General features: G+C 64.2%; 23 protein-coding genes. 3 read left to right on the forward strand and 20 right to left on the reverse strand.

Going from position 1 to position 23,722, the window contains the following annotated elements; translation table 11 throughout:
* Positions 1 to 14: 14 nt before the first annotated feature.
* The 18 genes from fliD to K663_RS13175 all read right to left on the reverse strand — a co-directional run bounded on the left by fliD (position 15) and on the right by K663_RS13175 (position 15,901).
* Positions 15 to 1,418, reverse strand: coding sequence for a flagellar filament capping protein FliD (gene fliD, locus K663_RS13090; RefSeq protein ID WP_062120904.1), 1,404 nt, complete (start codon positions 1,416 to 1,418; stop codon positions 15 to 17).
* Between the two features lie 93 nt (positions 1,419 to 1,511).
* Positions 1,512 to 1,967, reverse strand: coding sequence for a hypothetical protein (locus tag K663_RS13095; RefSeq protein ID WP_062118308.1), 456 nt, complete (start codon positions 1,965 to 1,967; stop codon positions 1,512 to 1,514).
* Between the two features lie 76 nt (positions 1,968 to 2,043).
* A complete protein-coding gene (gene flhB, locus K663_RS13100) occupies positions 2,044 to 3,180 on the reverse strand; it encodes a flagellar type III secretion system protein FlhB (RefSeq protein ID WP_062118311.1) in 1,137 nt (378 codons plus the stop codon).
* Positions 3,181 to 3,183: 3 nt separating this feature from the next.
* Complete coding sequence (gene fliR, locus K663_RS13105) at positions 3,184 to 3,966, reverse strand: flagellar biosynthetic protein FliR (RefSeq protein WP_062118314.1); 783 nt, start codon at positions 3,964 to 3,966, stop codon at positions 3,184 to 3,186.
* Entirely contained in the window at positions 3,963 to 4,235 is a 273-nt protein-coding gene (gene fliQ / locus K663_RS13110) for a flagellar biosynthesis protein FliQ (RefSeq protein WP_037467583.1), read from the reverse strand. The genes fliR and fliQ overlap by 4 nt, the downstream gene beginning before the upstream one ends.
* 20 nt (positions 4,236 to 4,255) lie before the next feature.
* Complete coding sequence (fliP, locus tag K663_RS13115) at positions 4,256 to 5,050, reverse strand: flagellar type III secretion system pore protein FliP (protein WP_062118317.1); 795 nt, start codon at positions 5,048 to 5,050, stop codon at positions 4,256 to 4,258.
* On the reverse strand, positions 5,040 to 5,303 hold the full coding sequence (locus K663_RS13120; RefSeq protein WP_037467586.1) for a FliO/MopB family protein: 264 nt from the start codon (positions 5,301 to 5,303) through the stop codon (positions 5,040 to 5,042). Before K663_RS13120 ends, fliP begins: the two co-directional genes overlap by 11 nt.
* An 84-nt stretch (positions 5,304 to 5,387) precedes the next feature.
* A complete protein-coding gene (gene fliN, locus K663_RS13125) occupies positions 5,388 to 5,726 on the reverse strand; it encodes a flagellar motor switch protein FliN (RefSeq protein ID WP_037467588.1) in 339 nt (112 codons plus the stop codon).
* Positions 5,723 to 6,607 carry a flagellar motor switch protein FliM gene (locus K663_RS13130; protein WP_062118320.1) on the reverse strand — a complete coding sequence of 295 codons (885 nt, stop codon included), beginning with the start codon at positions 6,605 to 6,607 and terminating at the stop codon, positions 5,723 to 5,725. The genes fliN and K663_RS13130 overlap by 4 nt, the downstream gene beginning before the upstream one ends.
* A 52-nt stretch (positions 6,608 to 6,659) precedes the next feature.
* Positions 6,660 to 7,292 carry a flagellar basal body-associated FliL family protein gene (locus K663_RS13135; protein ID WP_062118323.1) on the reverse strand — a complete coding sequence of 211 codons (633 nt, stop codon included), beginning with the start codon at positions 7,290 to 7,292 and terminating at the stop codon, positions 6,660 to 6,662.
* Positions 7,293 to 7,319: 27 nt separating this feature from the next.
* Positions 7,320 to 9,149 carry a flagellar hook-length control protein FliK gene (locus tag K663_RS13140; protein ID WP_062118326.1) on the reverse strand — a complete coding sequence of 610 codons (1,830 nt, stop codon included), beginning with the start codon at positions 9,147 to 9,149 and terminating at the stop codon, positions 7,320 to 7,322.
* 1 nt (position 9,150) lies between these two features.
* Positions 9,151 to 9,576, reverse strand: a complete 426-nt coding sequence (locus K663_RS13145) for a hypothetical protein (protein ID WP_062118329.1) — start codon at positions 9,574 to 9,576, stop codon at positions 9,151 to 9,153.
* The gene (locus K663_RS13150; protein WP_062118332.1) at positions 9,573 to 10,901 is read right to left on the reverse strand and encodes a FliI/YscN family ATPase; all 1,329 of its coding nucleotides are present in this window, start codon (positions 10,899 to 10,901) and stop codon (positions 9,573 to 9,575) included. The genes K663_RS13145 and K663_RS13150 overlap by 4 nt, the downstream gene beginning before the upstream one ends.
* Complete coding sequence (locus K663_RS13155; protein ID WP_062118335.1) at positions 10,898 to 11,521, reverse strand: FliH/SctL family protein; 624 nt, start codon at positions 11,519 to 11,521, stop codon at positions 10,898 to 10,900. The genes K663_RS13150 and K663_RS13155 overlap by 4 nt, the downstream gene beginning before the upstream one ends.
* A gap of 4 nt (positions 11,522 to 11,525) precedes the next feature.
* Positions 11,526 to 12,539, reverse strand: a complete 1,014-nt coding sequence (fliG, locus tag K663_RS13160; protein ID WP_062118338.1) for a flagellar motor switch protein FliG — start codon at positions 12,537 to 12,539, stop codon at positions 11,526 to 11,528.
* On the reverse strand, positions 12,532 to 14,271 hold the full coding sequence (fliF, locus tag K663_RS13165; RefSeq protein ID WP_062118346.1) for a flagellar basal-body MS-ring/collar protein FliF: 1,740 nt from the start codon (positions 14,269 to 14,271) through the stop codon (positions 12,532 to 12,534). The genes fliG and fliF overlap by 8 nt, the downstream gene beginning before the upstream one ends.
* A 1-nt stretch (position 14,272) precedes the next feature.
* Positions 14,273 to 14,632 carry a flagellar hook-basal body complex protein FliE gene (gene fliE, locus K663_RS13170; RefSeq protein WP_062118349.1) on the reverse strand — a complete coding sequence of 120 codons (360 nt, stop codon included), beginning with the start codon at positions 14,630 to 14,632 and terminating at the stop codon, positions 14,273 to 14,275.
* A 12-nt stretch (positions 14,633 to 14,644) separates the two neighbouring features.
* Positions 14,645 to 15,901 carry a sigma-54 interaction domain-containing protein gene (locus K663_RS13175; RefSeq protein ID WP_062118352.1) on the reverse strand — a complete coding sequence of 419 codons (1,257 nt, stop codon included), beginning with the start codon at positions 15,899 to 15,901 and terminating at the stop codon, positions 14,645 to 14,647.
* 328 nt (positions 15,902 to 16,229) lie between these two features.
* Between K663_RS13175 and K663_RS13180 the strand changes: the two genes are divergently transcribed.
* The 3 genes from K663_RS13180 to mdoH all read left to right on the forward strand — a co-directional run bounded on the left by K663_RS13180 (position 16,230) and on the right by mdoH (position 20,719).
* Positions 16,230 to 17,063, forward strand: a complete 834-nt coding sequence (locus tag K663_RS13180; protein ID WP_062118354.1) for a flagellin N-terminal helical domain-containing protein — start codon at positions 16,230 to 16,232, stop codon at positions 17,061 to 17,063.
* Positions 17,064 to 17,278: 215 nt separating this feature from the next.
* Positions 17,279 to 18,763, forward strand: a complete 1,485-nt coding sequence (locus tag K663_RS13185; protein ID WP_062120908.1) for a glucan biosynthesis protein — start codon at positions 17,279 to 17,281, stop codon at positions 18,761 to 18,763.
* 60 nt (positions 18,764 to 18,823) lie between these two features.
* Entirely contained in the window at positions 18,824 to 20,719 is a 1,896-nt protein-coding gene (mdoH, locus tag K663_RS13190; RefSeq protein WP_062118357.1) for a glucans biosynthesis glucosyltransferase MdoH, read from the forward strand.
* Between the two features lie 31 nt (positions 20,720 to 20,750).
* On the opposite strand, the gene K663_RS13195 is transcribed toward mdoH, so the two are convergent.
* Together K663_RS13195 and flhA are read right to left on the reverse strand one after the other, a co-directional pair.
* Positions 20,751 to 21,482, reverse strand: a complete 732-nt coding sequence (locus K663_RS13195; RefSeq protein ID WP_062118360.1) for a FliA/WhiG family RNA polymerase sigma factor — start codon at positions 21,480 to 21,482, stop codon at positions 20,751 to 20,753.
* Positions 21,483 to 21,583: 101 nt separating this feature from the next.
* Positions 21,584 to 23,719 carry a flagellar biosynthesis protein FlhA gene (gene flhA, locus K663_RS13200; protein ID WP_062118364.1) on the reverse strand — a complete coding sequence of 712 codons (2,136 nt, stop codon included), beginning with the start codon at positions 23,717 to 23,719 and terminating at the stop codon, positions 21,584 to 21,586.
* Positions 23,720 to 23,722 lie beyond the last annotated feature (3 nt).

The following is a 23,722-nucleotide window of genomic DNA, read 5'->3' on the forward strand; positions in this document are numbered from 1 at the left end:
TATGACCCCTGTTATCAATCGTCGCTTTTGGTCCACATGGCGACCTGCTGCTCAAGATAGCTTTGCGTTGCCTTGAGCGCCGACAGCCTTGTTTCCATCGCGGTGTAAACCTTCGAAAGCTGCGCCTGGTAATCGGTCATCTGGTCGTTCAGCTTTTCAAGCTGCTCGGCCAGATCCTCGCCCAGCTGTTCATATTTGGCCTTGGCCATGGCCAGCGGCCCGTCATTCTGCTCGATCCTGTCGCGTACGCCGTCCATCAGCCCGGCAAGGCCCGGCGTGGTTTCCGACTTGACCGCCGGATTGAGCATCTGGGTGATGCCTTTGGCATCGGCGGCAAGCGCCTTGTCGAGCGCCTCCGTGTCGAGTTTCAGCGTGCCGTCGCGATTGGTGCTGACGCCGATCGAGGACAGCGTCGTATATGTACCGCTGGTGGCCAGGACCGTCGATGTCATCTGCGACAATTGCCGCTTCATGTCGCGAATGGACGAATCGCCGTTCAGCACGCCCGCGCCGGACGATCCCGCGCTGGCCTGCGACGCCGTATTCAGGGCCTTCATCAGCGTATTATAGGCATCGACGAACTCGACCATCAGGTCGCGCATCGATGTGGTCGGCTCGGTGGACGCCAGCGTGACGGCCGTGCCGGGCGCGGCCTTGTTGAGGTCGATACGCAGATTGGCGATGGCGGTGTCGATGGTGTTGCTGGAATAATGCTGTTCGACGCCGTCCAGCAGGATGATCGAATCCTTCGCCTCGACCTGTCGCGTCATGCCGCCCGCCGCGCCATCCCAGGTAAAGGCCGCGAGCGACGCGTCGCCGGAAACCTGGGTGAAGGTGAAGCTGTTGGCCGCGCCCGTTTCGCCCTTCATGACGAGGCGCGTACCCTGATTGTCGGTGATTACGCTTGCGGTGACGCCGGTCCCTTGCGCGTTGATCGCGGCGGCGAGATCGGCATAGCTGGTGTTGGGCGCAGTCAGCGTCACCGTGACCGGCGCGCCGGTTCCGATCTTCAGCTCAAAGCTGCCTGCGCCAACCGGACTGGCGGCCGTCGCGCCAGCCTCTGCCGCCGAGGAAATGGTCTGCGCCGAGGCAAGCTGCTGCACCTCAAGCTGCGCGGGCAGCTTGGGCACGCCGCCCGGCAGCAGGCTGACGGCGGCGATGCTGGGATCGTTGGAGGCCGGCGAGCCTGCAAAGCCCGTCCCTGCGAGCAGGCTGTTCAGCGCATCGGCAAAGGTATTGAGCGAACTGGAGGCCGACGCCAGCGCGGAAATCTTGGCGTTGTTGGTGCTCTGCCGGTCGGTGATGGCCTTTTGCTTCGGGTCGCGCGCGGCGCTCACAAGGCTGGTGACCAAAGCGCCGGTGTCGATTCCCGAACCGATGCCGAGGGCCGTCGCAATGCTGCTGCTTACCGAGGTCATCATCCGTCCTTTCGAAAGTGAGAACGGCTCTAGGACGAAGACCTTTAGGAATGATTTTCGTGGTTAAGAAAGATGGCGAGCCGCCGACCTGTCTCAATTGCCTGTCGAAAGCACCTGATCGACGGTGCCGCGCTTCAAATGCGCCTGCGCCGCATGGGCATAGCTGGACTGCTGCGCGATGCGTTTGCCCAGCATCACCGCACTTTCCACGACTTCCCTGGAAGCGGGCGGCAGGGGCACGAGAATGATCGGCGCAGGCAGCAGCGACTGGATATTCGCCTCCGCCCCTTGCACGGTCGAGGCGCCCGTGGCCGAGCGCAATTCTGCAAGAATGTCGGCGACCCGCGCCTGCACCCTGGCATATTCCGCCGCGCTCGCCAGATCGTCTTCAGAGAGAGCCGCGCCGTTTTCGTCGTCCTGCCGCTTGCCCGCCTGCGAATCTACGCCCTGCTGTGCTGTTATCGGCTGGACCGCGGGCACGGCCGAAGGGGTCCGGCTTGTGGTCCGATCAACCTGCGTTAAGCCGCTCCGTGAAATATATTCGTTCATGACGCACCATCCTAATGCGTCCCCATGAACATAATACGGCCAGCATTGCCTAAGATTTAATTCACCCTGCTCTTTTTCACAGCTTCCGGCCATCCGCGTCAAAGCGCAGGTCGTCGGGCACATTGATAAATGGCCGATCCATCTCGCTTGCCATGCGGTTTTCGACGCGGAAGACGAAGGCCAGCACGGTCGCTACCGCCATATAAAGCCCCTCGTTCACGATCTGCCCGGCGCGCGAGGTAAAGTAGATGGCGCGGGCAAGGTCGGGATATTGCAGGACGGTGACGCCATTTTCGTCGGCCAGTTCGCGAATGGCCGCCGCGATCGCGTCGCAACCCCTGGCGACCACCACCGGCGCGGCATCCTGACCGGGCTTGTAGCGCAAGGCGACGGCGAAATGGGTGGGGTTGGTGATGATGACGCTGGCTTCGGCCACGGCCTGTCGGGTCGATCCGCTCAGCACTTCGAACTGACGGCGGCGGATATGCCCTTTCAGTTCGGGCGACCCTTCGCTTTCCTTGTTCTCGTCCTTCACGTCCTGCTTGCTCATCGCAAGCCGCTTGGACCGCTGCATGATCTGGGCGGGCACGTCGATACCCGCGATCAGGAACAATCCGCCCGCCATGACCAGGCAGGTCATGATGAACATATTGCCAAGGTCGGACATGGCCGGAGCCAGACCCGCCGAGCCAAGGCCGATAATCTCCGTCAGCCGGTCCCACATCAGCCAGACGCCGATGGATCCCAGCAGCGCCACCTTGGCGATGGATTTCAACAGCTCGATCAGGCCCTGCATCCCGAAGATGCGTTTCAGGCCCGCCGCCGGGTTGAGCTTCGACGCCTTGGGCGCAAAGGCGCCCGGCCTGAAGCCGAGCGATCCCAATATGGCAGGCCCGGCAATCGCGGCGAGCGTCGTCGCCAGCAATATGCCACCCACGGGCAGGGCGATGCCTGTCAGCAGGCTCACACCGCGCGTCGCAGGCGCGAAGTCGGTAATGTCCTCGCGGCGAAAGCGCAGCGCCTCCATCAGCATGTGTGAGAGCGAATCGATGACGGACGGCCCCGTCACCGCGATCCAGCCGATCCCGGCCATGACCACCAGCGCCGTCGCCAGTTCCTTGGACTGGAGGATGTCGCCCTTCTTGGCAGCGTCATCCAATTTCTTCTGGGTTGGCTTTTCGGTCTTTTCGCCGCCGCCATTGCCGCCCGACATCGCTCAGCGCCCTTCCGCGATCGACTGGGCCTGGTCCAGCCCGGCCTTGAGCGCGGCGGTAAGCCCCTCCCCCATCACCGGCGCGGCGATGGCCAGCAGGACAAGCCCCGCCATGAGCGCAACCGGCATGCCCACCGCGAACAGGTTCAGCGACGGCGCGCTGCGGGCGAGCATGCCCATGATGATCTGCACCAGCACCAGGGCAAAGCCCACCGGCAGCGCCACGGTAACGCCCGCGCCCAGCAGCGCACCACCGAACTGGACCAGATCCCATACGGCGTCATTGCTCATCATCGCGCCACCCGGCGGCAACGCCTGATAGCTTTGCACCACGAAGCTCGCGAGCATCAGATGTCCGTCCATGCCGAGCAGCAGGAAGGTGGCGAGAATGGAGAGGAAGGTGCCGACCGCCTGCGTCGCCTGACCCGAAGAAGGATCGACCATGGCCGCGAAGTTCAAACCCATGGCGTTGCCGATCGTCTCGCCCGCAACGAAGGCGGCGGCATAGCCGATCTGCACGGCAAACCCCATGGCAAGCCCTGCCAGCACCTCGCCCGCGACCAGCATCACGCCCTCAAAGCTCGCAACGCCGTCCTGCGGCAGTTGAATGGTGACGCTGTTCAGCGCGGCAAGGCCAAGGGCCAGCGAAAGAATGAAACGCAGCGGCAGCGGCACAGCGGGCGCACCGAATACGGGCGCCGCGATGAAGGCCGCGCCGGGACGGATCATGGCGATCAGCCAGACCCACAGCTGCGTCTCTACATTCGCGAAGCCCGGTGCGATCATTGGAGGAGATCCGGGATGCGTTCGAATATCTCGCGGGTGAAATCAGCGATCAGCACCAGTATCGACCCGCCGAACAGCACCAGCATCGCGCCGACGATGATGATCTTGGGAATGAAGCTCAACGTCTGTTCATTGATGGATGTCGCGGCCTGCACCATGCCGATCAGGACGCCTGCGATCAGCGCGGGTATCAGGATCGGCGCCGCAGCAAGCGCCGTGATCCAGAGCGCCTGCTGGGCAAGACCCATGAAGAAATCGGCGTTATCCATGGGCTAGATGCCTCGCCCCTTCATGTCGCGAACGATCCGGCGAGAGACCCCATGGTCAATGCCCAGCCATCGACCAGCACGAACAACAGCAGCTTGAACGGCATGGATATGATCGTCGGCGACAACATCATCATGCCCAGTGCCATCAGCGTGGAAGCAACGACAAGGTCGATGATGAGGAACGGCAGGAATATCATGAAGCCGATCTGAAACGCGGTCTTCAATTCGCTTGTCACGAATGCTGGCAGCAGGATCGAAAAGGGAATGTCGGCAGGCGAGCGGAAGGCGGGCGCTTCGGCAAGGTTGGCAAACAGCTTGAGGTCATTCTCGCGCGTCTGCTTGGCCATGAAACCGTGCAGCACCTTGCCCGAACGGCCCACCGCTTCCTCTATGCTGATCTGCCCTTTGCCATAGGGATCGAAGGCCTGTGCGTTGATCTGGTCTATCGCCGGGCGCATCACGAACAGCGACAGGAACAGCGACAGGCCGACCAGAACCTGATTGGGCGGGGTCTGTTGCAAGCCCAGCGCCTGGCGCAGCAGCGACAGGACGATGATGATGCGGGTGAAGCTGGTCATCATGAGAACCAGCGACGGCAGCACCGACAGCAGGCTCATGAGGACGAGGATTTGCAGTGACAGCGACAGCGGGCGTCCATCGCCCGAAATCGCGCCCATCGCGCGGGTCAGCGCGCCGCCATTATCCACGGGCGCAGCGGGCGCGGCCTGCGCCGTCGCCTGCGCGAGTGCGGGCTCAGCCAGCAGCAGCCCGGCCGTCAGCGCCAGCGCCCCGATCAACAGCGCCCTAGCGCGCACGATAGGGATCGCCTTCCGCAATCTTCTCGATCCGCCCGCGCGTGACGGACAGCAGGATCTTCTTGCCCTCGAATTCGACCACGGCCAGCTTGCCGAAGGTGCCCATGGGCAGCGCCTCCAGCAATTTCAGCGACCGCCCGTCCTGCCCCGCGATCATGCCGGGCTGATATTTGCGCCATAACCACAGCGCGCCGAAGGCCATGCCGCCCACCAGCGGCAGAAGGATCAGCAGTTTGACGAAATACCAGAACATGGGGCGCTATCCGCGATGATGGTTAATCGTCTTTCCGAATCAGAAAGATCGCCGCACAGCAAGGGAAAAGCGCGCGGAGCGTGATCAGCCGCGCCGTTCGACCCCTGCAAGGCGGCTTTCGGCGGCGGCGATATCGACGATGCGGATGCCGTAGCGGCCGTTTACCGTCACCACCTCACCCTTCGCGATCAGCGCCCCGTTGACCATGATGTCGAGCAAATCGTCGGCCTGACGGTCCAGCTCCACGATGCTGCCTTCGGCCAGGTCCATGACCTCCGCCAGACGCAGCGACGTCGAGCCGACCTCTACCGACATGCGGACGGGAATGTCGGCCAGCAGGCGGAACTGGCGGTTGTTGGCCATGCGGCTGCCGCCTTCATCGCCAAAGCCGTCGATCCGCGGCGCTTCGCTCATGTCGCTCATTGTTCAGGTCCCTGTGCTAATTTTTCAATCTGGAATGCGGCGCGGCCGTCCTGGTCGCCGATCGATCCATGGGCGACGATCCGGTCCCCGACGATCAGCGGCAGGCTGCGGCTGATGGTTACCGGAATGATGTCGCCCGCCTTCAACTGCATAAGGTCGGCGAGCGAGAGATTGGGGCGCGCCAGCACGGTGCGGGCGGGCAGGCGGATGTCGCGCATGCGATTGGCGATGCGGGCCTGCCAGACGGGGTCAACGCGTTCCTCGTCAACCTGCGCCTTCGACCCCATCAGCGGCTCGACAGCGCGCAGCGAGGACAGGGGGAACAGCAGGTCGATGGGCCATTCCTGATCGCGCGCGATGCTCAGCATGAAGCGTTGCAGCACCATCTGCTCCCCCGGCTGCGCCGCCGAGGCAAAGCCGATGCCGGTTTCGCGGATGATGAGCGCCGTTTCCAGCGGCAGGACATCGGCCCAGCTTTCAACGAGGCGCGCGATGATCGCTTCGGAAATCCGGGCGATCAAGCGGTCCTCAGTCGGCGTGAATTCGCCACGATCAGGTAGTGGGCGGTTGCCAATGCCGCCATAGAAGCAATCGACCAGCGTCGAAATCATCGCCGCCTCCATCCGCAGCAGCATCTGCCCTTTCAGCGGCGCGATGCGATAGACGCCGATACTGCAAAAGGCGGGCACTTCGGCGGACCACTGGGCAAAGTCCAGGACCCGCGCATCGGCCATCCCGACATGCGGACGCACGCCTGAAATCGGCTCGATCAGCGCGCGCAAACGCCGGCCGAGCTTTTCGCCCAGCCGGTCAAGCCCGGACAGCATCTGTGGTGTCTGCGATTCCCCGCGCCCAAAGGCGAAGGTCTGAACATCGTTCATGATAGTCCCCTGCCCTAGAGGGTCAGGGGACTTCCCGACCTTTCAGGCACCCCTATTGAATAACGAAATTGGTAAAATATACGTTATCGATACCGCCATAACCGGTCTTTTGCTTCAAAACATCGTTAATAATGCCCTTGATCCGGCCCTGAAGCTCTCTTTTGCCCTCAGGCGTCGCCAACATCGCCACGGGCTGCTGGGCGAGCAGCATCAAGACCTGGCTGCGAATCGCCATCTCATGCGTCTTGATCGCCTCGATGACGCGCATGTCATAATAGGTCGATACGGCGACCGAAATCTGCGCAAAGGCGTCCGTGTCCGACATGTTGGACGTAAAGGGCGCCTGAAGCTGGAAATAGGTTGCCTGATAAGCGGCCGGGTTGGCGGGTGCAGGCAGGTCGATGCCCTTTCCGGGACGCCCAGCCGCATGGGCCGCGCCGCCTTCGCCATGCCCCTCGGCGCCCATGCCATGCGCCTTGGCGACCTCCTCGGCACTCTCACCGGCCAGCACGAGCACGGGCTTTCTGGGATCGACCTTTGGCCCTTCTTCCTCCTTGCTGAAGAAGCCGGCGGCATACAGGCCGCCCGCCGTTCCAGCGCCACCCAGAACCAGTGCGACGACGATCAGGAGGATCACTTTCATGCCTCCCCCCTTCTTTTTTTTCGCCTTCGCCTCGTCGCTCATCTGCTGATCCCTCGTAAATCCTGGAATTTAGGCGTAGCGCGCGCGCACCCCGTCATGGGCGCTCGACCGCGTATCCGCATGGTTAAGAACGGCAGGATCGGAAGAGCTTTTAGGGCCAAGGCCGTTATTTTCGCGCCCCTGCCAGCGGGACTGCTGGCCCTGGGGCTGGCCCATATTCTGGCCGTTATTCTGCTGCCAGGCGGACGCGGTCTGCGACCCCTGCTGCTGCGACTGGGACTGTTGTTGCGAGGAAGATTGCCCGCCCATGTCCGCACGTTGAGCTTCGGCGACCGGGGCGGCCCGCTCGACACGGACTTCGGAGATGCGCACGGCGGCAAGGCCCGCGTCCAGCTTCAACCGGTCGCTGTCCTGCCGCAATGCGGCCTCGGCGGCCTCGCTGGCCACGGTCAGGCTGACGGCGGCGCCTTCGGCCCCCTGTCTTATGTCAACCTGCACAGCGCCCAGATGATGCGTGTCGATCTGGAACCGGCCCTGCGCGCCATTGGCGGAAAGCCCGGCAATGTCGCGCGCAAGCCCGTCGATCCACTGGCCCGACACGCCCATATCGACCATCTGCGCGCCCAGGCTGGCGGAAAGATCGACGACGGGAGCCGATGATATGACGGGCTGCACGGCCATGGGCGACGCGGTCGCGCTCGACGGCACAGGCGCGGCATCGAGCGGCTGCGCGGCCACGAAAGAGACTGGTGGCACATCAGCCTTGGCCGTGGCAGGCTTCTCCTTCGCAGAGGCAGCGGCAGAGACCTGCTCGCCCACCCGCACGGATGCGCCGGACTGCCGGGCGGAGACCTGCTCACGCACCAGTTGCAGCAAGGCAAGCGCCTCCGACTTGACGGGTTGGCCGTTGAGGACAGGCGCGGTTGGCTGCGGGGTTTCAGCTACAGGGTCTGCGGCTTCGGTTGCAGGTTGATCCTGCTTGCTTGCCGGACCTCCAACCTGCTTGATAGCGATCGGCTTATGCGGGGTGGGCAACGCTCCATTGTCGGCGACAGGCACAGGCGCGGGCGCATTGTCGGACCGAACCGTCGGAGCGACATCCTGCGGCTGGGTGGACGGCGGAACAACTTCATGACGCTGCCCTTCGACCGCCACGGGTGCAGGCGCGATAGTCTTCGCAGGTTTAACCGCCTTGTCGCCCTTGCTCGCGGAAGCCTCGGTCACCACTGGCGCGGTGGGGACAGGAACGGACGGCGTCATCACTGGCACCGCGTCCGGGGCGTATGCCATGGGTAGTTCAGCGCTCGCTGTATCCTCGGCTTCGCTGTCTGCTGCCACCCCCGCCTCGGCCTCAGCTTGCGTCAGGTCGGCAGGGTCGCCCAAATCAGCGTCCTGATGATGATGCACCTGGGACGATTTTGGCTTCACCTTGGCTTCTGCCAGCTCTTCCGGCACTGCGACTTGAGGCGGCACCGCCAAGGGCAGCGGCGCGACATCCACGGTCCCGCTTTCCGGTTCCGCTTCGTTTTGCGGCGCGGGCTGCAATGCGGCGTCATGTTTGATCAACCCGAGCGCGAGGCCGGGCGGCAGGGTATCAGGCGTACCCTTTCCAGCGGCGACAGCGACAGCCAGCCCTGGCGGCACATGGTCATGAGCGCCCCGTTCACCCGGCGGATCCATATCAGCCCGAAATTCCGGGACGACGGGCACAGCCGGTTCGGCATCGACCGTCTCTCCCGCAAGCGTTGCAGCAGCTTCACCGGGAAGCGGCGCCGCCATCGACCCGTCAAGCATCGCTGCGAAACCAGTGCTGTCGTCCTGCCCCTTGGCCGCCACGGCGGCAATCCCCGGCAGCGCCGAGGAAGAAAGCAGAGCCTTGAGGCTGAAAAGCATGTTCATGTCAGACATCTCCTGTCCGCTGCATCCGGCGATAGCGAGGCAAGGCCGCCAGCCTGTTTTCCCGCCATTCTTCAAGGTCCGCGCGGGCACGATCCTTGAGCTTTTCGGCGATTTCACGATCCCTGTTGGTCACGAGACTGATGCCTTCCTTCACTTCAACCTTGCGGCGCGCATCGTAAAGCGCCCCATCCAGCTGGCGGCCCGCCTGCTCCAGACGACTGGCCAGTTCCTGCATCGCAGCAAAATTCGCGCCAGTTGCCATACCTGGATTGGAAAAAAGGTCGCCACGCACCTTGCGCAGCCTGTCGGCGTTGCGTTCGATCCCTTCCGCCTCGTCGCGTGCGCGCGCCGTTTCGGCCACGGCCATGGCATGCTGCACATGGCGAACGCGCAGGACGCGTTGGCGGCGGGCGACCATGCCCTTCATGCGCCAAACTCGGCGATCAGCGCGTCAGCACTGGTGGACAGGTCGATGAAGCTTTTCTGGTCCTGACGGATGAAGTCCAGTAATTCCTGACGGCGCTGCACGGCTTCGTCGATCACCGGATCATTGCCGGGGCGATAGGCGCCCATCAGGATGAGGTCGCGATTTTCCTCATAAGCGGCCCAAAGGCGGCGATAGGAAGCGGCGGCGTGACGATGCTCGTCCGGCACCACATCGGCCATGACGCGCGACAGCGACTTGCCGACGTCGATCGCCGGGAAGATCGACTGTTCGGACAAATGGCGCGACAGCACGAAATGACCATCGACGATGGCACGAGCTGCGTCGACGATCGGATCGTCGGTGTCGTCGCCGTCGGCCAGCACGGTATAAAGCGCGGTGATCGACCCGCCGGTGCGGCTGTCTACCCCTGCCCGCTCCACCAGACGGGGGATCAGGGCGAGCGCGGATGGCGGGTAGCCCTTCATCGCGGGCGGTTCGCCCAGCGCCAGCCCGATCTCACGCTGGGCATGGGCGCAACGGGTCAGGCTGTCGATCAGCAGCAGCACCTTCTTGCCGCGTGCGCGGAAATATTCGGCGATGGCGGTCGCGCGGGCAGCAGCGCGCAGGCGCAACACCGGCGGATGATCGGCGGGCACGGCGACGACGACACTCTTGCCCATCGTATGCTTAAGCTTGGTTTCCAGAAAATCGCTGACTTCGCGGCCACGTTCGCCGATCAGGCCGACGACCACGACATCGGCTTCGGCGCCCGCGATCATCTGGCCCATGAGGACCGACTTGCCCACGCCCGACCCTGCGATAATCGCGATCCGCTGTCCCCGCCCGGCGGTCAGCAGCGCATTGACCGCGCGCACACCCAGATCGAACGGTTCGGTCACCCGGCCACGATCAAGCACATTGCCCTTCACGCCATTGAGCGGCCACGATCCGCCAGCGATGATAGGCCCCTTGCGGTCCAGCGGCTGACCCATGGCATCTATGACGCGACCGATCAGGCCATCGCCGACCTGCACCATCGTCGCCTGGCTGTCCGGCTCCACCCGCGCGCCATTTTCCAGCGGCGCATCGGCGTCCAGCGGTACCAGCAACGTCCTGTCGCCGCGAAAGCCCACGACCTCGGCCCGACAGATCGTTCCGTCCGACGCGATTACTCGCGCGCCCGCGCCGATCGGCTTACGAAAGCCGGTGACTTCCAGCATCCCGGCGTCATGGCTGACCAGCCGGCCGACATGACGCGGCTGGCGGTTCTGCACCTGAAGATGGTCGAACAGCGTCTCCGCCTGGGCGAGCGAGGCGCGGATCATGGCTTGCCCTCCATATCGTCGAGCAGCGCACGAAGGCGTGACAGCCGAACATCCGGGCCATCCTCAACCCAGCCATCAGCGGTTTCCAACCGCACGCAGCCGCGATGCATCGCCTCGTCGGCGACCAGCCGCACACCGATCGTCTCGTCCTGCAACATGGCGATGTCGTCGGGATGCAGGTGAAGCGCGCCCTTCGGATCATTCTCCTCGATAAAGGCGGCGACCGTGTCACAGCGCTGCACCAGCCGTTCGATATCAATCTCGACCTCGCCGACGATCTGCTCGACCAATCGGACAACGGTTGCCGAAAGCATGGTGGACAGCATTCCGCTGGGCGCAGGCGACAGCAGTTCCAGCGCCTCAGCCAGCCGGTTGCGCGCTTCCGCCTCTGCGACCTGGGAATCCCCGATCACGCGGCACCCCTCGTCAAACCCTTGGGCGAATGCCTCGATCCGCGCCTGCTCCAGAATGTCCTCGTCGGTCATCGGCGCGGCGGCGGCATCGTGCATCGCCATTGCGGTCATCGGACCTTCGTTGAACAGGCTGCGAAAACCGCCGCTTTTCAGCTGGCTCATGCCGCCCAGCGGGATGCTGGCGACGTCATGGCTGCTGGCGCCCATCACCTTAAACAAAATCGTTCCCCTTGCCGCCCAGCATGATGGTGCCAGCGTCCGCCATGCGACGCGCGGTGGCGATGATCAGCTTCTGCGCCTCCATCACCTCGGCCAGGCGGATGGGTCCGCGTTCTTCGATCTCGTCGGCAATGGCCTGCGCCGCACGGGCCGACATGGAACCGAATATCTTGCCCTTGAGCATGTCGTTCGCGCCCTTGAGCGCCACGACCAGCACGGAGCTGTCGATGGTCCGCATCAGCGTGCCCATATTCTTGTCATCCATGTCGATCAGGTTATCGAACACGAACATCTCTTCTTCGATGGTCTGCGCGATCATCTTGTCGCGCTTGGCGACGGCCTTCATGATCCGCTGTTCATTTTCCTTGCGGACATTGTTCATGATGGCGGCCGCTTCGATCGTGCCGCCGCGCTGCGATGCCGCGCCCTGCTTCTTGGACGTCGAACCGCGCAGCAGCAGCTGTTCCAGATCGTCGAGCGCCTCGTTCGACACCGGGCCGAGCGTGGCGATGCGATAAACGATCTCTTCCTGATATTCGGCGGGCAGCAGTTGCAGCACATCGGCGGCGACCGGCGCTTCCAGATGGGCGAGCACGATCGCCATGATCTGCGGATGCTCCGCCTCGATCAGCGAAGCGACTTCCTTTGCGTCCATCCATTTCAGCATTTCCAGCTGGGTGGAGCGGGTCGGCGGGGTGATGCGCGCCAGGATCGTTTCCGCGCGTTCCTCGCCCAGCGCCTTGGTCATCGCGCCGCGAATATGGCGGGTCGCGCCATAGCCGATGGTCGTGCGCTTCTTCGCCTTGGTCACGAAATGGTCGAGCGCCTCGTTGACTTCCTCGACCTGCACATCGGCAACATCGTACATGGCATAGCCAAGCTGGCGGACTTCGTCGGGCTCCAGGCGCGAGAGGATCTGCGCAGCCTCATCCTCATCGAACAGCATCAGCAGGACGGCGGCTGCGGCGCTACCCTTGATGGCGGCGGCTTCAGTGACTTCAGCCATTGTCCTTCTTCCCTTCCTTCAGAAGGTCGCGAACCACCAGCGCCGCGCGATCCGGGTCCTGCTTCACAAAGTTGCGAATAAGGTCGGCGCGCTGCGCATAGTCATAGGTGGACGAGATCATATCGAGCGTGACGGCCTGTCCCGCACCGGGCGCCGCGACAGCCTGCCGGCCGATTTCGGTCGAAATTTCGCGGCCGATCTTCTGCCCTGCGGCAGCGGCCTGCGCGCCAGCAGCTTCCTGCGCGGCGGCGCGGCGCTTCAGCAGCGGGCGGCCGATGCCGAATACCACCAGCAGGGCGACCGCAAGGGCGGACAGGTTCCGCACCAGCGGAGAGATCCAGTCGGCCTCATACCAAGGGGCCTGCACTTCCTCTGCCTTGACGAAGCTGCGCGACGACAGGGCGACCACGTCGCCACGCGCCTGGTCAAAACCGACCGCGCCCTTCACCAGCGCTTCAAGCGCCGCGATCTCCTGCGCCGAACGGGGCTTGCCGTCCGCGCCATTGTCCAGGGCGACGGCCACCGACAGGCGCTTGACCGTGCCGATCGCGTCCTTGGTGACGGACACTTCACGGCCCAGTTCAAAGCTGCGGTTGAAAGTCTCTTCGGTCTTCATCGGCGCGGTGGCCGGGGTGGCAGGCTGATTTTCCTGCGTGCCCTGGCTGACGGCCTGACCGTTGGGATTGGTTTGGGTAACGGTGGGATTGACCGGCGCCTGATTGCTCAGCGCGCCGGGAATGCCGCCCGCCTCGCCGCCAGCACCCTGACCGCGCGGGTCGGACGCCCAGCTGCCGGTTTCGGCGCGCAGCCGCGCTTCGTCCTGCGGATAGGTTTCGCGGGTCGCCTGGCGTTCGGAGAAGTTCAGTTCGGCGCGCACTTCGGTCGAAAAATTGCCGTTGCCAAGAATGGGCGTGAGCAGCGCGATCACCGACTGGCGATAGCGGTCCTCGATCTTCGATTGAACCGCAAGCTGACGGTCGTCGGCGGCGTTGCCGTCATTATTGCTGAGCAACCGGCCATTCTGGTCCACCAGCGAAATCTGGTCGGGGCTGAGTTCGGGCACCGACGATGCGACGAGGTGGACGATCGCGCTGACCTGCGCATCGGTCAGCGTGCGGCCCGAAGCGAGGCGCAGCATGATCGAGGCGGAAGGCTTGGCCCGTTCGCGCAGGAAAACGCTGGGCGGCTCGACGGCCAGGTGAACCTTGGCGCTTTCGACGCTGTCGATCGCCTCGATCGTGCGGGCAAGGTCCATCTCGCGGGCGGATCGCAGCTTTTCGCCTTCCACGGCACGCGAAGCGCCCATTGGCAGGCTGTCGATCATGCTGTTGCCGTCAGGGGCGCTCTTGGGCAGCCCTTGGGCGGCGAGCATCATCTTCGCCTTGAAATAATCATTTTCGGCCACGGTCATCGCGCCCGAATTGTCGAAGTCGTAAGCCAGGCCATTCTGGTCCAGCACCTGCGCCACTGCCGATTTGTCGGCATCGGGCAGGCCGCGGAACAGGTCGCGCTGCGGTGGTTCGCGCAGGGCAAGCCAAGCAGCGCCAGCGGTGGCGACGACGCCCAGCAGGCCGAGCAGCGGCAGGCTTTTCGCCACCGCAGGCTGCTTGATGAAGCCAGTGAAGCGGGCCTTGAGCGCATCGGGGTTCATGCCGCTGCCAAGGGCCGGGCCGCTGGCGGCGGGGAGAGCGGCAGCGCCGCCGACATTGGTGGAAAGTGCGTTCTCGCTCATATTACACCGGCATACTCATGATGTCCTTGTAGGCGGACAGGAGTTTGTTGCGGACCTGAAGGGTCGCTTCGAAGCTAACCGACGCCTGCTGTTTGGCCAGCATGACGGCAGCGATGTCGGTTGTTTCGCCGCGTTCGAAGGCGGAAGCCGCCTCCCCTGCCTGGGCCTGAAGGCCGTTCACCTGGTTGAGCGCGGAATTGAGCGCTTCGGTAAAACCGCCGGGCTTGACGCCCTCGGCCCCGCCGATGCCCGCGCCGCCGCCGACAGTTCCGGTCTGGGCGACGTCGCGCAGGGCGGCGTTCTTCTGAAGGATGGCGTTGCGGATGGCCATCACGCTGTCAGTAGGGGAAATGCCGGTCATGCCTTACCTCCCTCAAGCCGCTGCAAGTTCGCGCATCTCGGCAAGCCGATAGCGCAGGGTGCGTTCTGAAATGCCCAGCTTCGCTGCGGCGGCGGCGCGATGACCGTCCGTCTCGCGCAGCGCGGCGCGGATCGCGTCCAGTTTCGACTGGCGGGCGACGTCGCGCAGGCGAACCGGCTCGACCGGGGCAGGCTCAGCGCCCACGACGCGAAGCTGCGGCGCGCCTGCGATGTGCAGGTCGTCCGCATCGATCCTCTCCCCGTCGCGCAGCACGACCGCGCGCTGGAGGACGTTGCCCAATTCGCGGGCATTGCCGGGCCACACATGGGCGGCCAGCTTTTCCAGCGCCGAAGCGGTGGGCCACACGAAATCCTGATGGCGCAGCAGCATGGCGGCGGCGATCGCGATTACATCGCCCGGCCGCTCGGCCAGCGGGCGCAGCTCCAGCGGCATGACGTTGAGCCGCCAGTAAAGATCTTCGCGGAAGCGGCCAGCGGCGACTTCTGCGGCAAGGTTGCGGTTGCACGCCGCGATGATGCGGACGTTGACCGGAACCGGATGGGTCGCGCCGACGGGCAGGACTTCGCCCTCCTGCAACGCGCGCAGCAGCTTGGCCTGCAGGGCCAGCGGCAGTTCAGCGATCTCGTCAAGGAACAGCGTACCGCCGTCAGCGGCCAGGAACAGGCCGTCCGATGCGTTGGCCGCGCCCGTAAAGCTGCCCTTCTTGTGACCAAAGAGCATCGCTTCCATCATCGTTTCAGGAAGCGCTGCGCAGTTGACCGCGATGAAGTCGTGCGAAATGCGGCCCGACTGGGCATGAAGGAAGCGCGCCATGCCTTCCTTGCCGGTGCCGGTGTCACCCTGGATCAAAACGGTGGCGTCGCTGCGGGCGACGCGCCCGGCCATCGCCATCAGCCGTGCGCTCGATGCGTCGCCCACCGCCGGGATGGCCGCAGGGCGCGCCAGCTCGGCGATCAGGGCGAAGGCGAAACCCATGTCTTCAAGAGCAAAGGCGACGCGAGCAGGCAGGCCGTTGGCGGCAGCCACCAGTGATGGCTTTCCGTCGATCAGGGTGATCAGGATGTCGCGATGCGTGGCATGGCCGATCTCGGTCGCCAGCAGCACGCGCCTATTATCTCTATCAGGGCCGTCGCGTTCACGCGGGCTCTGCGCATCGACGACGCGCACTATATAGAAGGCATTTTCGAGCCAGTGCTGCAGGCCCGGAACGAGCGCGCAAACTCCTCGGCTCACGTCAAGCGATGACATGAAAGTCCCCAGTTCAACTTTGGCTGGCTTGTGCCCCCGCACGTCCAACCCCCTTCGATGTCTTGAGAAGTGCCCGACTGTGGTTAGCATATGGTTAACGCGGCAATTACCCTGCCAAAAGGCGGCAACTTTTTTCCGTTTTGCCGCCGCAGGACAGGGGCTCCCATTTTGGAGCCCTGCTGAAACCCTCGGATTTCCGCGTCTTTTGCGATTTTATCAAAAAAAACGCCGCTGACCCTAAAAGCTTTTTTCGCCGCGCCGTTATCCCCTTTCGAGGCCGCAAGCAGCCTGAAGGCAGCGACCTGAGGTTAAGAGAAGGGAATTCATCATGACTGTTATCGGAACCAACTCCTCCGCTCTGCGCGCCGCCAATGCTTCGGCTCTCGCAGGCAAGTCGCTGAGCACCGCGATGGAGCGTCTGTCGAGCGGCAAGCGCATCAACAGCGCCAAGGACGACGCCGCCGGCCTCGCCATCTCCTCGCAGATGACCTCGCAGATCAAGGGCATGACCCAGGGCATCCGCAACGCCAATGACGGCATCAGCCTTGCGCAGACCGCTGAAGGCGCGCTGGGCGAAGTCACCAACATGCTGCAGCGCATCCGCGAACTGGCCGTTCAGTCGAAGTCGGAAACCTACTCGGACACCGACCGCACCAACCTGAACGCTGAAGCCGCTGCGCTGAAGACGCAGATCACCAGCGTCCTCGCCACCACCGAATTCAACGGCGTCCGCATCTTCAACAGCGATGCAGCTCCGGCGGCCACCTACACCGCCCAGGCCGGCGACATCGACATCCAGGCTGGCGCGAACGCCGGCGACGTCGTGAACATCGCTTTCGCTGCTCTGGCCGACCTCACCACTTCGGATGTCACGACCTCGGTGCTGGCCGCCGCGACGCTGACCGCCGCAGACACCGCGTTGAAGGCTGTCGCCACGACCCGCGCCTCGCTCGGTGCGGCTCAGAACCAGCTGGAATCGACGGTCAACAGCCTGACCAACAACATCACCAACCTGTCGGACGCCCGCAGCCGCATCGAAGACGCCGACTTCTCGGCTGAAACGACCGCGCTCGCCAAGTCGCAGATCCTGAACCAGGCTTCGACGGCGATGCTGGCCCAGGCGAACCAGAGCCAGCAGAACGTCCTCAAGCTGATCCAGTAATCCGGTTCAGCTGCCTGAACTGACCGGTTGGGGTATTGGTCACCTTACAGCCAGTCACGGGAACCCGGCGCATCTACAGTCCCCACCGCGCCGGGCGACCAACCTTCGATCGAACGGCCAGCATTTCGAAGCCTCCGTCCCCCCGGGCGGAGGCTTCACCGCTTTTTGGGCAACCAAGGCTTGCAATGTGCCTCCATGCGCCCATCATGACGACCATGATCAAGATAGACCGGCGCGCGATGGTCGCGGCTTCAGGGGCGGCGCTGCTCCTCCCCGGATCGGCCTTTGCCCAGCCAAAAGCCGAACGCTTTTCCTGGGATACTGTAATCGCCCACGCCCGGCGACTATCCCGCCAGCCCTATCGGGAAACGCCGCACCATCCGGGCGCCCGGAACGTCAATTACGACGCCTTGTATCAGGCGCGCTTCCGGGAAGACCGGACGATCTGGGGAAAGCTGCCCGGCGACACGGGCGTCCAGCTATTTCCCTTGAGCGCCTCGGCCGAACAGCCGGTGGAAATCGCGCTGGTCGAAAATGGCCGCGCGACGCCGTTGCGTTATGACCCCACCATCTTCGACGCGCCCGCCGACAATGCGGTGCGCCAGCTTGGCCCGGATGCAGGCTATGCCGGGTTTCGGGTCATGACCGCGGCGCGCGATGGCGACTGGCTATCCTTTCTGGGAGCCAGCTATTTCCGATCGCCCGGCGCGACCAAACAGTTCGGCCTGTCCGCCCGCGCGATCGCGATCAACACCAGCATACAGGGCAAGGAGGAGTTTCCCCGCTTCACCCATTTCTGGCTTGAACGCATGGGGCCAAGCAGCCTCACCATCTACGCCCTGCTCGACGGCGCGTCCGTCACGGGCGCTTACCGCTTCGTCAGCGAAAGGACACCGCAGGGCGTGCGGCAGGATATCGACGCCGCGCTCTTTCCCCGCCGCGCCATCGCAGAACTGGGGTTGATGCCGATGACCAGCATGTTCTGGTACGATCAGGCCAGCCGCGCGTCCCGCACTGACTGGCGTCCCGAAATTCATGATTCCGACCTGCTGGCCATCGGCAGCGCGGACGGGACGACCCATGCCCGGCCGCTGATCAATCCCTCGGCGCCTCGGGTCGATGGCTTCACCGAACGCAATCCGCGGGGTTTCGGCCTGATGCAGCGCGACCGGGATTTCGACCATTATCAGGATGACGGCGTTTTTTACGAGCGCCGGCCTTCGCTGTGGGCCAGCCCGCGCAAGCCCTTTGGCGCAGGGCAGGTGCGGCTGTATGAATTTCCCACCACCAGCGAATATGTCGATAATGTCTGCGCCTATTGGACCCCGGCGGCCAGCGTGCGTCCGGGCAGCCGGATCGACGCCAGCTACAGGCTGGACTGGTCGTCCGCGACCGGCCCGGCAAATAGCGGCGCGCTGCTCGACAATGTCTGGACGGGGCAAGCGAACGAGGCGGGCGTGGATCGCCTGATCCTTGATTTTTCAGGTGTGGCTCAAGATGCAAAGCCCGACATCTGGGTGGATGTGGCCGGGGGCACGCTGGTCAGGAAAGGCGGCTATCCGGTTCTCCATCGGCCCGGTCTTTTCCGCGTCGCGCTCGACATCCGGCGGAACAGCGACAAACCGGCTGATATCCGCGTCCAGCTTCGCAACGGCAATCGACCCTTCAGCGAATATGTGCATTACCCGCTCGGTGCTTGAGGGAACCGGCGATGATCGGGCGCATGACCGCGCCCGTTACGACATCAGAACGGATTTGGAATGACGGCGATTGGCGACACACAAGCGGACGGCAGGGCGGAGGCGGCAACCCCTCCACCCGCGCGCGGGTTCGAGCATGTGCCGGCGGAAATGCCGATCGCCATGCCGGAACAGGATTTTCGCGAACATCCCCGCGATTTTCCGCACCGGCCGCTGAACATCGACCAATGGGCGCGGCGCATGCTGGTCGTGCTGCTGGCGCTGCTCCCCGCCTCCATGGCGGCGCACGACATGCGCCGCTCCATCGGCCTTGACGGCATTTCCTTGTGGGAGGGCGTCTATCTCGCCCTGTTCATTCCCCTGTTCGCCTGGATCGCCTTCGGCTTCGCCACCAGCCTGATCGGCTTCCTGACGCTCACCATGGGCAAGGGGTCGGGCGTCCGCCCCTATCGCTCGCTATTCGCATCGCCCCTTCGCGGGCGAACCGCCGTCCTGCTGCCAGTATGCAATGAAGATTTCCTGGGCGTCATGGGCCGCCTGTCGATCATGGAACGGTCGCTGACGCAGGTGATGGGCAATGAACGGTTCGAATTCTTCATCCTGAGCGATTCCACCCCCGCTAATGGCGAGATAGAGCGCAAAACCTATCTGGAAATGCGCAAAGGCTTCTCACGGCCCGTCCATTACCGGCGACGCGCGCTCAACACCGGCCGCAAGCCCGGCAATATCGCAGAATGGGTGCAACGCTTTGGTGGCGGCTACGATTATATGATCGTGCTGGACGCGGACAGCGTCATGAGCGGCCAGACCATGGCACGCCTCGCCCTGGACATGGAACAGCACCCCCACGTCGGCCTTATCCAGACCGTGCCGACGATCGTGGGCGCTGCGACCTTGTTCGCGCGCTGGCAGCAGTTTGCCAGCCGCCTGTTCGGTCCCATTTCCGCGGCAGGCATGATCTGGTGGGCCGGGTCCGAAGGCATGTTCTGGGGCCACAACGCCATATTGCGTACAAAGGCCTTCGCGCAAAGCTGCGGCCTTCCCGAACTGCCGGGCCGAGCGCCCTTCGGCGGCCATATCATGAGCCATGACATGATCGAGGCCGCGCTGCTGCGTCGGCGCGGCTGGGACGTCCACATGGTCATGGCCGACGACAGTTTCGAAGAATTCCCCCCCTCCCTGCCCGACCTGGCCACCCGCGACCGCCGCTGGTGTCAGGGGAATATCCAGCATGTGCCGCTGATCCCCCGGATCAGGGGCCTGCATCCGGTCAGCCGCTTTCAGCTGCTGGTAGGGGCGTCGGCCTATTGCACCTCGCCGCTCTGGCTGGCGCTGATACTTGTTGTCCTTGGCGGCGCGCTAGCGGGCGTGTGGCCGCCCAGCGCGGTGCTGCCCTCTGGCGGGCTGCTGGCGCTGACGGCGGTGCTGCTATTCGGGCCGAAGCTGCTGTCGATGCTCTGGGCCATGGCTGATCCCGCCCGCCGCATCGGCTTTGGCGGGGCCGCGCGCATGAGCCGGGGCGTGATAGCCGACATTGCGCTGTCGATCCTGATGGCGCCCGTCAGCATGCTGACCCAGACGATCAACCTGTTCGGCATATTGATGGGCCGGAAAAGCAGCTGGAGCGGCCAGATCCGCGATCGCGACGGCATGGCGATGACCAGCGCCATCTGGCTGTTCAAATATCATATCATGCTGGGGGCTGCGCTTACGCTATTGGCGCTGAAAGGCGGCACGTCGATCGGCTGGATCGTTCCGGTGGTGGCGGGCCTGGTGCTGGCACCTGTCCTCGCGGCCGTCACGGCGCGCAAGGGCCTTGGGCACAAGGCCGAACAGAGCGGCCTGTTTCAGGTAGCCGAGCCATGGTGGCGCGCGCAAAACTACCACCCGCCCCATTATCCTGAGCAGATCGGGGAAGTCGCTCCGCTCAAGCAGGCGGTTGCAAACGACCATTAGCCCAGCGAGGCCGGGCTGACGGGCGCGCAGATCAATCCCACTCGTGCAGCTTCTCGCGCAGCTTGTCGAGCGCGGCCTTCTTGATCTGGCACACGCGCGCCGCGCCGATGTCCAGCGCCTGCCCGATTTCCTCCAGGTTCAATTCCTCGACGAAATAGAGTTGCAGCACCATCGCCTCGCGCTGCGGCAGTTCGCCGATGCACTTGGCCAGCGCGGCCTTCAGCGACTCTCGCTCCATCACATCGTCCGCCCTGTCCTCGACATCGGCGAACCACATGGACTGGTCCGAATAGACTTCGTCCATGCTCGTATGCTGAACCATCTCGCAGCCGTCCGCGAACACGCGATAGCTTGCCGCGTCCATGCCCATTTCGGCGGCCATTTCGGCCTCCAGCGGCACGCGGCGCAGCTGCTGTTCCAACCGGCTGCGCACCGCCGCCAGCTGTTTGCGGTTCGCCATCGCTGACCGGGCAAGCGTCGCGCCACGGCGCAAATGATCGATCATCGCGCCCCGCACGCGCAGTTGCGCATAGGAGGCGAAGCCCAAACCTCGATCCTGAAAACCATTGGCGGCCTCGACCAGCGCGACCATGCCGATCTGCAACAGATCCTCGACCTCGACCGCGCTCGATACGCGGCCATGCACGTGCCAGGCGATCTTGCGCACCAGCGGCATGTAGCGGCGGGCGAGTTGCTCAGGCGAGTTGTTCGACCGGCCATAAGTATTGGCATCGGAACCGGCGACGACCTTCTTCATGAACATGGGTCAGGCTCCTCAAAGCGATTTCGAGGGAAATGGCACATTTCCCGGCTTGGAAATCGCGGCAATAGATACGCACATAGGCCGTTCTTCCTCTTCACGGCCTATGCGACGCGTTCGCGGCCAGCAACGGGTTCGCGGGGCAGCGGATCGTGGCGCGGCGCGGGCCGCTGTTCGCCGCCAACGACGGCAACGACTTCCACGCCCTTGCCATCGGGAATTTCCAGGAAGGACAGCACCGGCGTTTCCGGCAAATGCGGCTTGAACAGGCGGGCGAGCGCGCGGCGCGCCACCGGCGAAGTCACGATGGCGAAGTTGCGCGCCTGCCCCATGATCGGGCGAGCGGCCTGCACCACCGATTCGATGATGCGGTTGGCGAGCGCGGGTTCGATCGGGTGCCGGGCATCGCCCGCAACCCGCATCGCCTGCGCCAGCAGCGCCTCCAGGTCGCCGTCCAGCGTAATGACAGGCAGCGGCATCTTCACCGGCACAAGGCCCTGGATGATGAGCGATCCGATTCGCTGACGGACAGCTTCCACCAACTGCTCGTGGCTCATGTCGGGCCGTGCGGCATCGACCATCGCCTCGCAGATGCGGCGGAAATCCTTGAGCGCAATCCCTTCGGACAGCAGCGCGCGGCACAGCGCGGAAATCTGCGTCAGGCTCAGCGCACCGGGCGTCAGGCCATCGACCAGCTGCGGCGCGGCCTCCTTCAGATTGTCGAGCAGCTTGCGCGCTTCGTCCAGGCCGAACATCTCGCTGGCGTTCATGGCGATCAACTGGTTGAGGTGGGTGGCGACGACCGTCGGCGGATCGACAACCGTATAGCCCGCGACGACGGCCTCGCTGCGCTTGGCGGGCGAAATCCACACGGCGTCCAGACCGAATGTGGGATCCTTCGCCTCGCGGCCCGACACCACGCCTTCCAGCGCGCCGCTGTCCAGCGCCAGCAGATCCTCGGGATAAATCTCGTCCTCGCCGACGACGACGCCCGCGATGGTGATGCGATACTGGTTCGGCTCCAGCGCCAGATTGTCCTTCACGCGGACCATCGGCACGACAAAGCCCAGTTCCTTGGAAAGCTGGCGACGGATGCCGGTGATGCGCGCCATCAGCGGAGCGCCCTTGCGCTCATCGACCAGGCCGATCAGCCCATAGCCAATCTCCAGCCCCAGGATCGCGCCGTCCGAAACGTCATTCCATTCGATGATCGCTGGGTTGGCAGGCTCGGGCATCGGTTCTGGCTCGGTGGCCTTGGCCTGCGCCGTCTTGCGCAGCTGCCAGGCGATGAAACCAGCAATGGCTGCGGCAGACAGGATGATGAAATGCGGCATACCCGGCAGGATGCCGAGGAAGCCGAGGATCGCCGCCACCGGAACCCATGCGCGGCCCGATCCGAACTGGTTGGTGATCTGGTTGCCCAGATCGTCCTCGCTGCCGACGCGCGTCACGATGGCGGCAGCGGCGATGGAGAGCAGCAGCGCGGGAACCTGCGCTACCAGCGCGTCGCCGATCGCGAGGATGATGTAAGTCTGCGCGGCCTCGCCCATCGACAGGCCATGGCTGACCACGCCTAGGATGATGCCGCCGACGATGTTGATGGCCAGGATCAGGATGCCCGCGACCGCGTCGCCCTTCACGAACTTGCTCGCGCCGTCCATTGAGCCGTAGAAATCCGCTTCGGTCGCAACTTCGCGGCGGCGGAGCTTGGCTTCTTCCGGCGTCATCAGGCCAGCGTTCAGGTCGGCGTCGATCGCCATCTGCTTGCCCGGCAGGGCGTCCAGGGTGAAGCGCGCGCTGACTTCCGACACGCGGCCCGCACCCTTGGTGATGACGACCAGATTGATGATCATCAGGATCGCAAAGACGAAGATGCCGACGACATAATCGCCGCCGATCAGGAAGTGGCCAAAGGCTTCGATGACATGGCCCGCCGCGTCCGATCCTTCATGCCCCTGCACCAGCACGACGCGGGTGGAGGCGACGTTCAGCGCCAGCCGCAGCAGCGTCGCGAACAGCAGCACCGTGGGAAAGCTGGAAAAGTCGAGCGGCTTTGCGGCGTTCAGCGCCACCATCAGCACGGCCAGCGAAATCATGATGTTGGTGATGAAGCCGATGTCCAGCATGAACGCAGGCACCGGCACCATCATGAACAGCACGACCATCAGCGTCGCGATGGGCAGCACGGCCCCCTTGGCGGCGTTCGTCCAGATCTTCGCTTTGACTTGAGCGGGAGTCATACG

It is taken from the genome of Sphingobium sp. MI1205 (assembly GCF_001563285.1).
Lineage (GTDB): Bacteria > Pseudomonadota > Alphaproteobacteria > Sphingomonadales > Sphingomonadaceae > Sphingobium.

What these genes read in the sequence shown, in the direction of transcription:
- fliD (WP_062120904.1), bottom strand. Translation starts at nt 1,418, where the DNA reads ATGACCTCGGTAAGCAGCAGCATTGCGACGGCCCTCGGCATCGGTTCG.
- K663_RS13095 (WP_062118308.1), bottom strand. Translation starts at nt 1,967, where the DNA reads ATGAACGAATATATTTCACGGAGCGGCTTAACGCAGGTTGATCGGACC.
- flhB (WP_062118311.1), bottom strand. Translation starts at nt 3,180, where the DNA reads ATGTCGGGCGGCAATGGCGGCGGCGAAAAGACCGAAAAGCCAACCCAG.
- fliR (WP_062118314.1), bottom strand. Translation starts at nt 3,966, where the DNA reads ATGATCGCACCGGGCTTCGCGAATGTAGAGACGCAGCTGTGGGTCTGG.
- fliQ (WP_037467583.1), bottom strand. Translation starts at nt 4,235, where the DNA reads ATGGATAACGCCGATTTCTTCATGGGTCTTGCCCAGCAGGCGCTCTGG.
- K663_RS13120 (WP_037467586.1), bottom strand. Translation starts at nt 5,303, where the DNA reads ATGTTCTGGTATTTCGTCAAACTGCTGATCCTTCTGCCGCTGGTGGGC.
- fliN (WP_037467588.1), bottom strand. Translation starts at nt 5,726, where the DNA reads ATGAGCGACATGAGCGAAGCGCCGCGGATCGACGGCTTTGGCGATGAA.
- K663_RS13130 (WP_062118320.1), bottom strand. Translation starts at nt 6,607, where the DNA reads ATGAACGATGTTCAGACCTTCGCCTTTGGGCGCGGGGAATCGCAGACA.
- K663_RS13135 (WP_062118323.1), bottom strand. Translation starts at nt 7,292, where the DNA reads ATGAGCGACGAGGCGAAGGCGAAAAAAAAGAAGGGGGGAGGCATGAAA.
- K663_RS13140 (WP_062118326.1), bottom strand. Translation starts at nt 9,149, where the DNA reads ATGAACATGCTTTTCAGCCTCAAGGCTCTGCTTTCTTCCTCGGCGCTG.
- K663_RS13145 (WP_062118329.1), bottom strand. Translation starts at nt 9,576, where the DNA reads ATGAAGGGCATGGTCGCCCGCCGCCAACGCGTCCTGCGCGTTCGCCAT.
- K663_RS13150 (WP_062118332.1), bottom strand. Translation starts at nt 10,901, where the DNA reads ATGATCCGCGCCTCGCTCGCCCAGGCGGAGACGCTGTTCGACCATCTT.
- K663_RS13155 (WP_062118335.1), bottom strand. Translation starts at nt 11,521, where the DNA reads ATGGGCGCCAGCAGCCATGACGTCGCCAGCATCCCGCTGGGCGGCATG.
- fliG (WP_062118338.1), bottom strand. Translation starts at nt 12,539, where the DNA reads ATGGCTGAAGTCACTGAAGCCGCCGCCATCAAGGGTAGCGCCGCAGCC.
- fliF (WP_062118346.1), bottom strand. Translation starts at nt 14,271, where the DNA reads ATGAGCGAGAACGCACTTTCCACCAATGTCGGCGGCGCTGCCGCTCTC.
- fliE (WP_062118349.1), bottom strand. Translation starts at nt 14,632, where the DNA reads ATGACCGGCATTTCCCCTACTGACAGCGTGATGGCCATCCGCAACGCC.
- K663_RS13175 (WP_062118352.1), bottom strand. Translation starts at nt 15,901, where the DNA reads ATGTCATCGCTTGACGTGAGCCGAGGAGTTTGCGCGCTCGTTCCGGGC.
- K663_RS13180 (WP_062118354.1), top strand. Translation starts at nt 16,230, where the DNA reads ATGACTGTTATCGGAACCAACTCCTCCGCTCTGCGCGCCGCCAATGCT.
- K663_RS13185 (WP_062120908.1), top strand. Translation starts at nt 17,279, where the DNA reads ATGATCAAGATAGACCGGCGCGCGATGGTCGCGGCTTCAGGGGCGGCG.
- mdoH (WP_062118357.1), top strand. Translation starts at nt 18,824, where the DNA reads ATGACGGCGATTGGCGACACACAAGCGGACGGCAGGGCGGAGGCGGCA.
- K663_RS13195 (WP_062118360.1), bottom strand. Translation starts at nt 21,482, where the DNA reads ATGTTCATGAAGAAGGTCGTCGCCGGTTCCGATGCCAATACTTATGGC.
- flhA (WP_062118364.1), bottom strand. Translation starts at nt 23,719, where the DNA reads ATGACTCCCGCTCAAGTCAAAGCGAAGATCTGGACGAACGCCGCCAAG.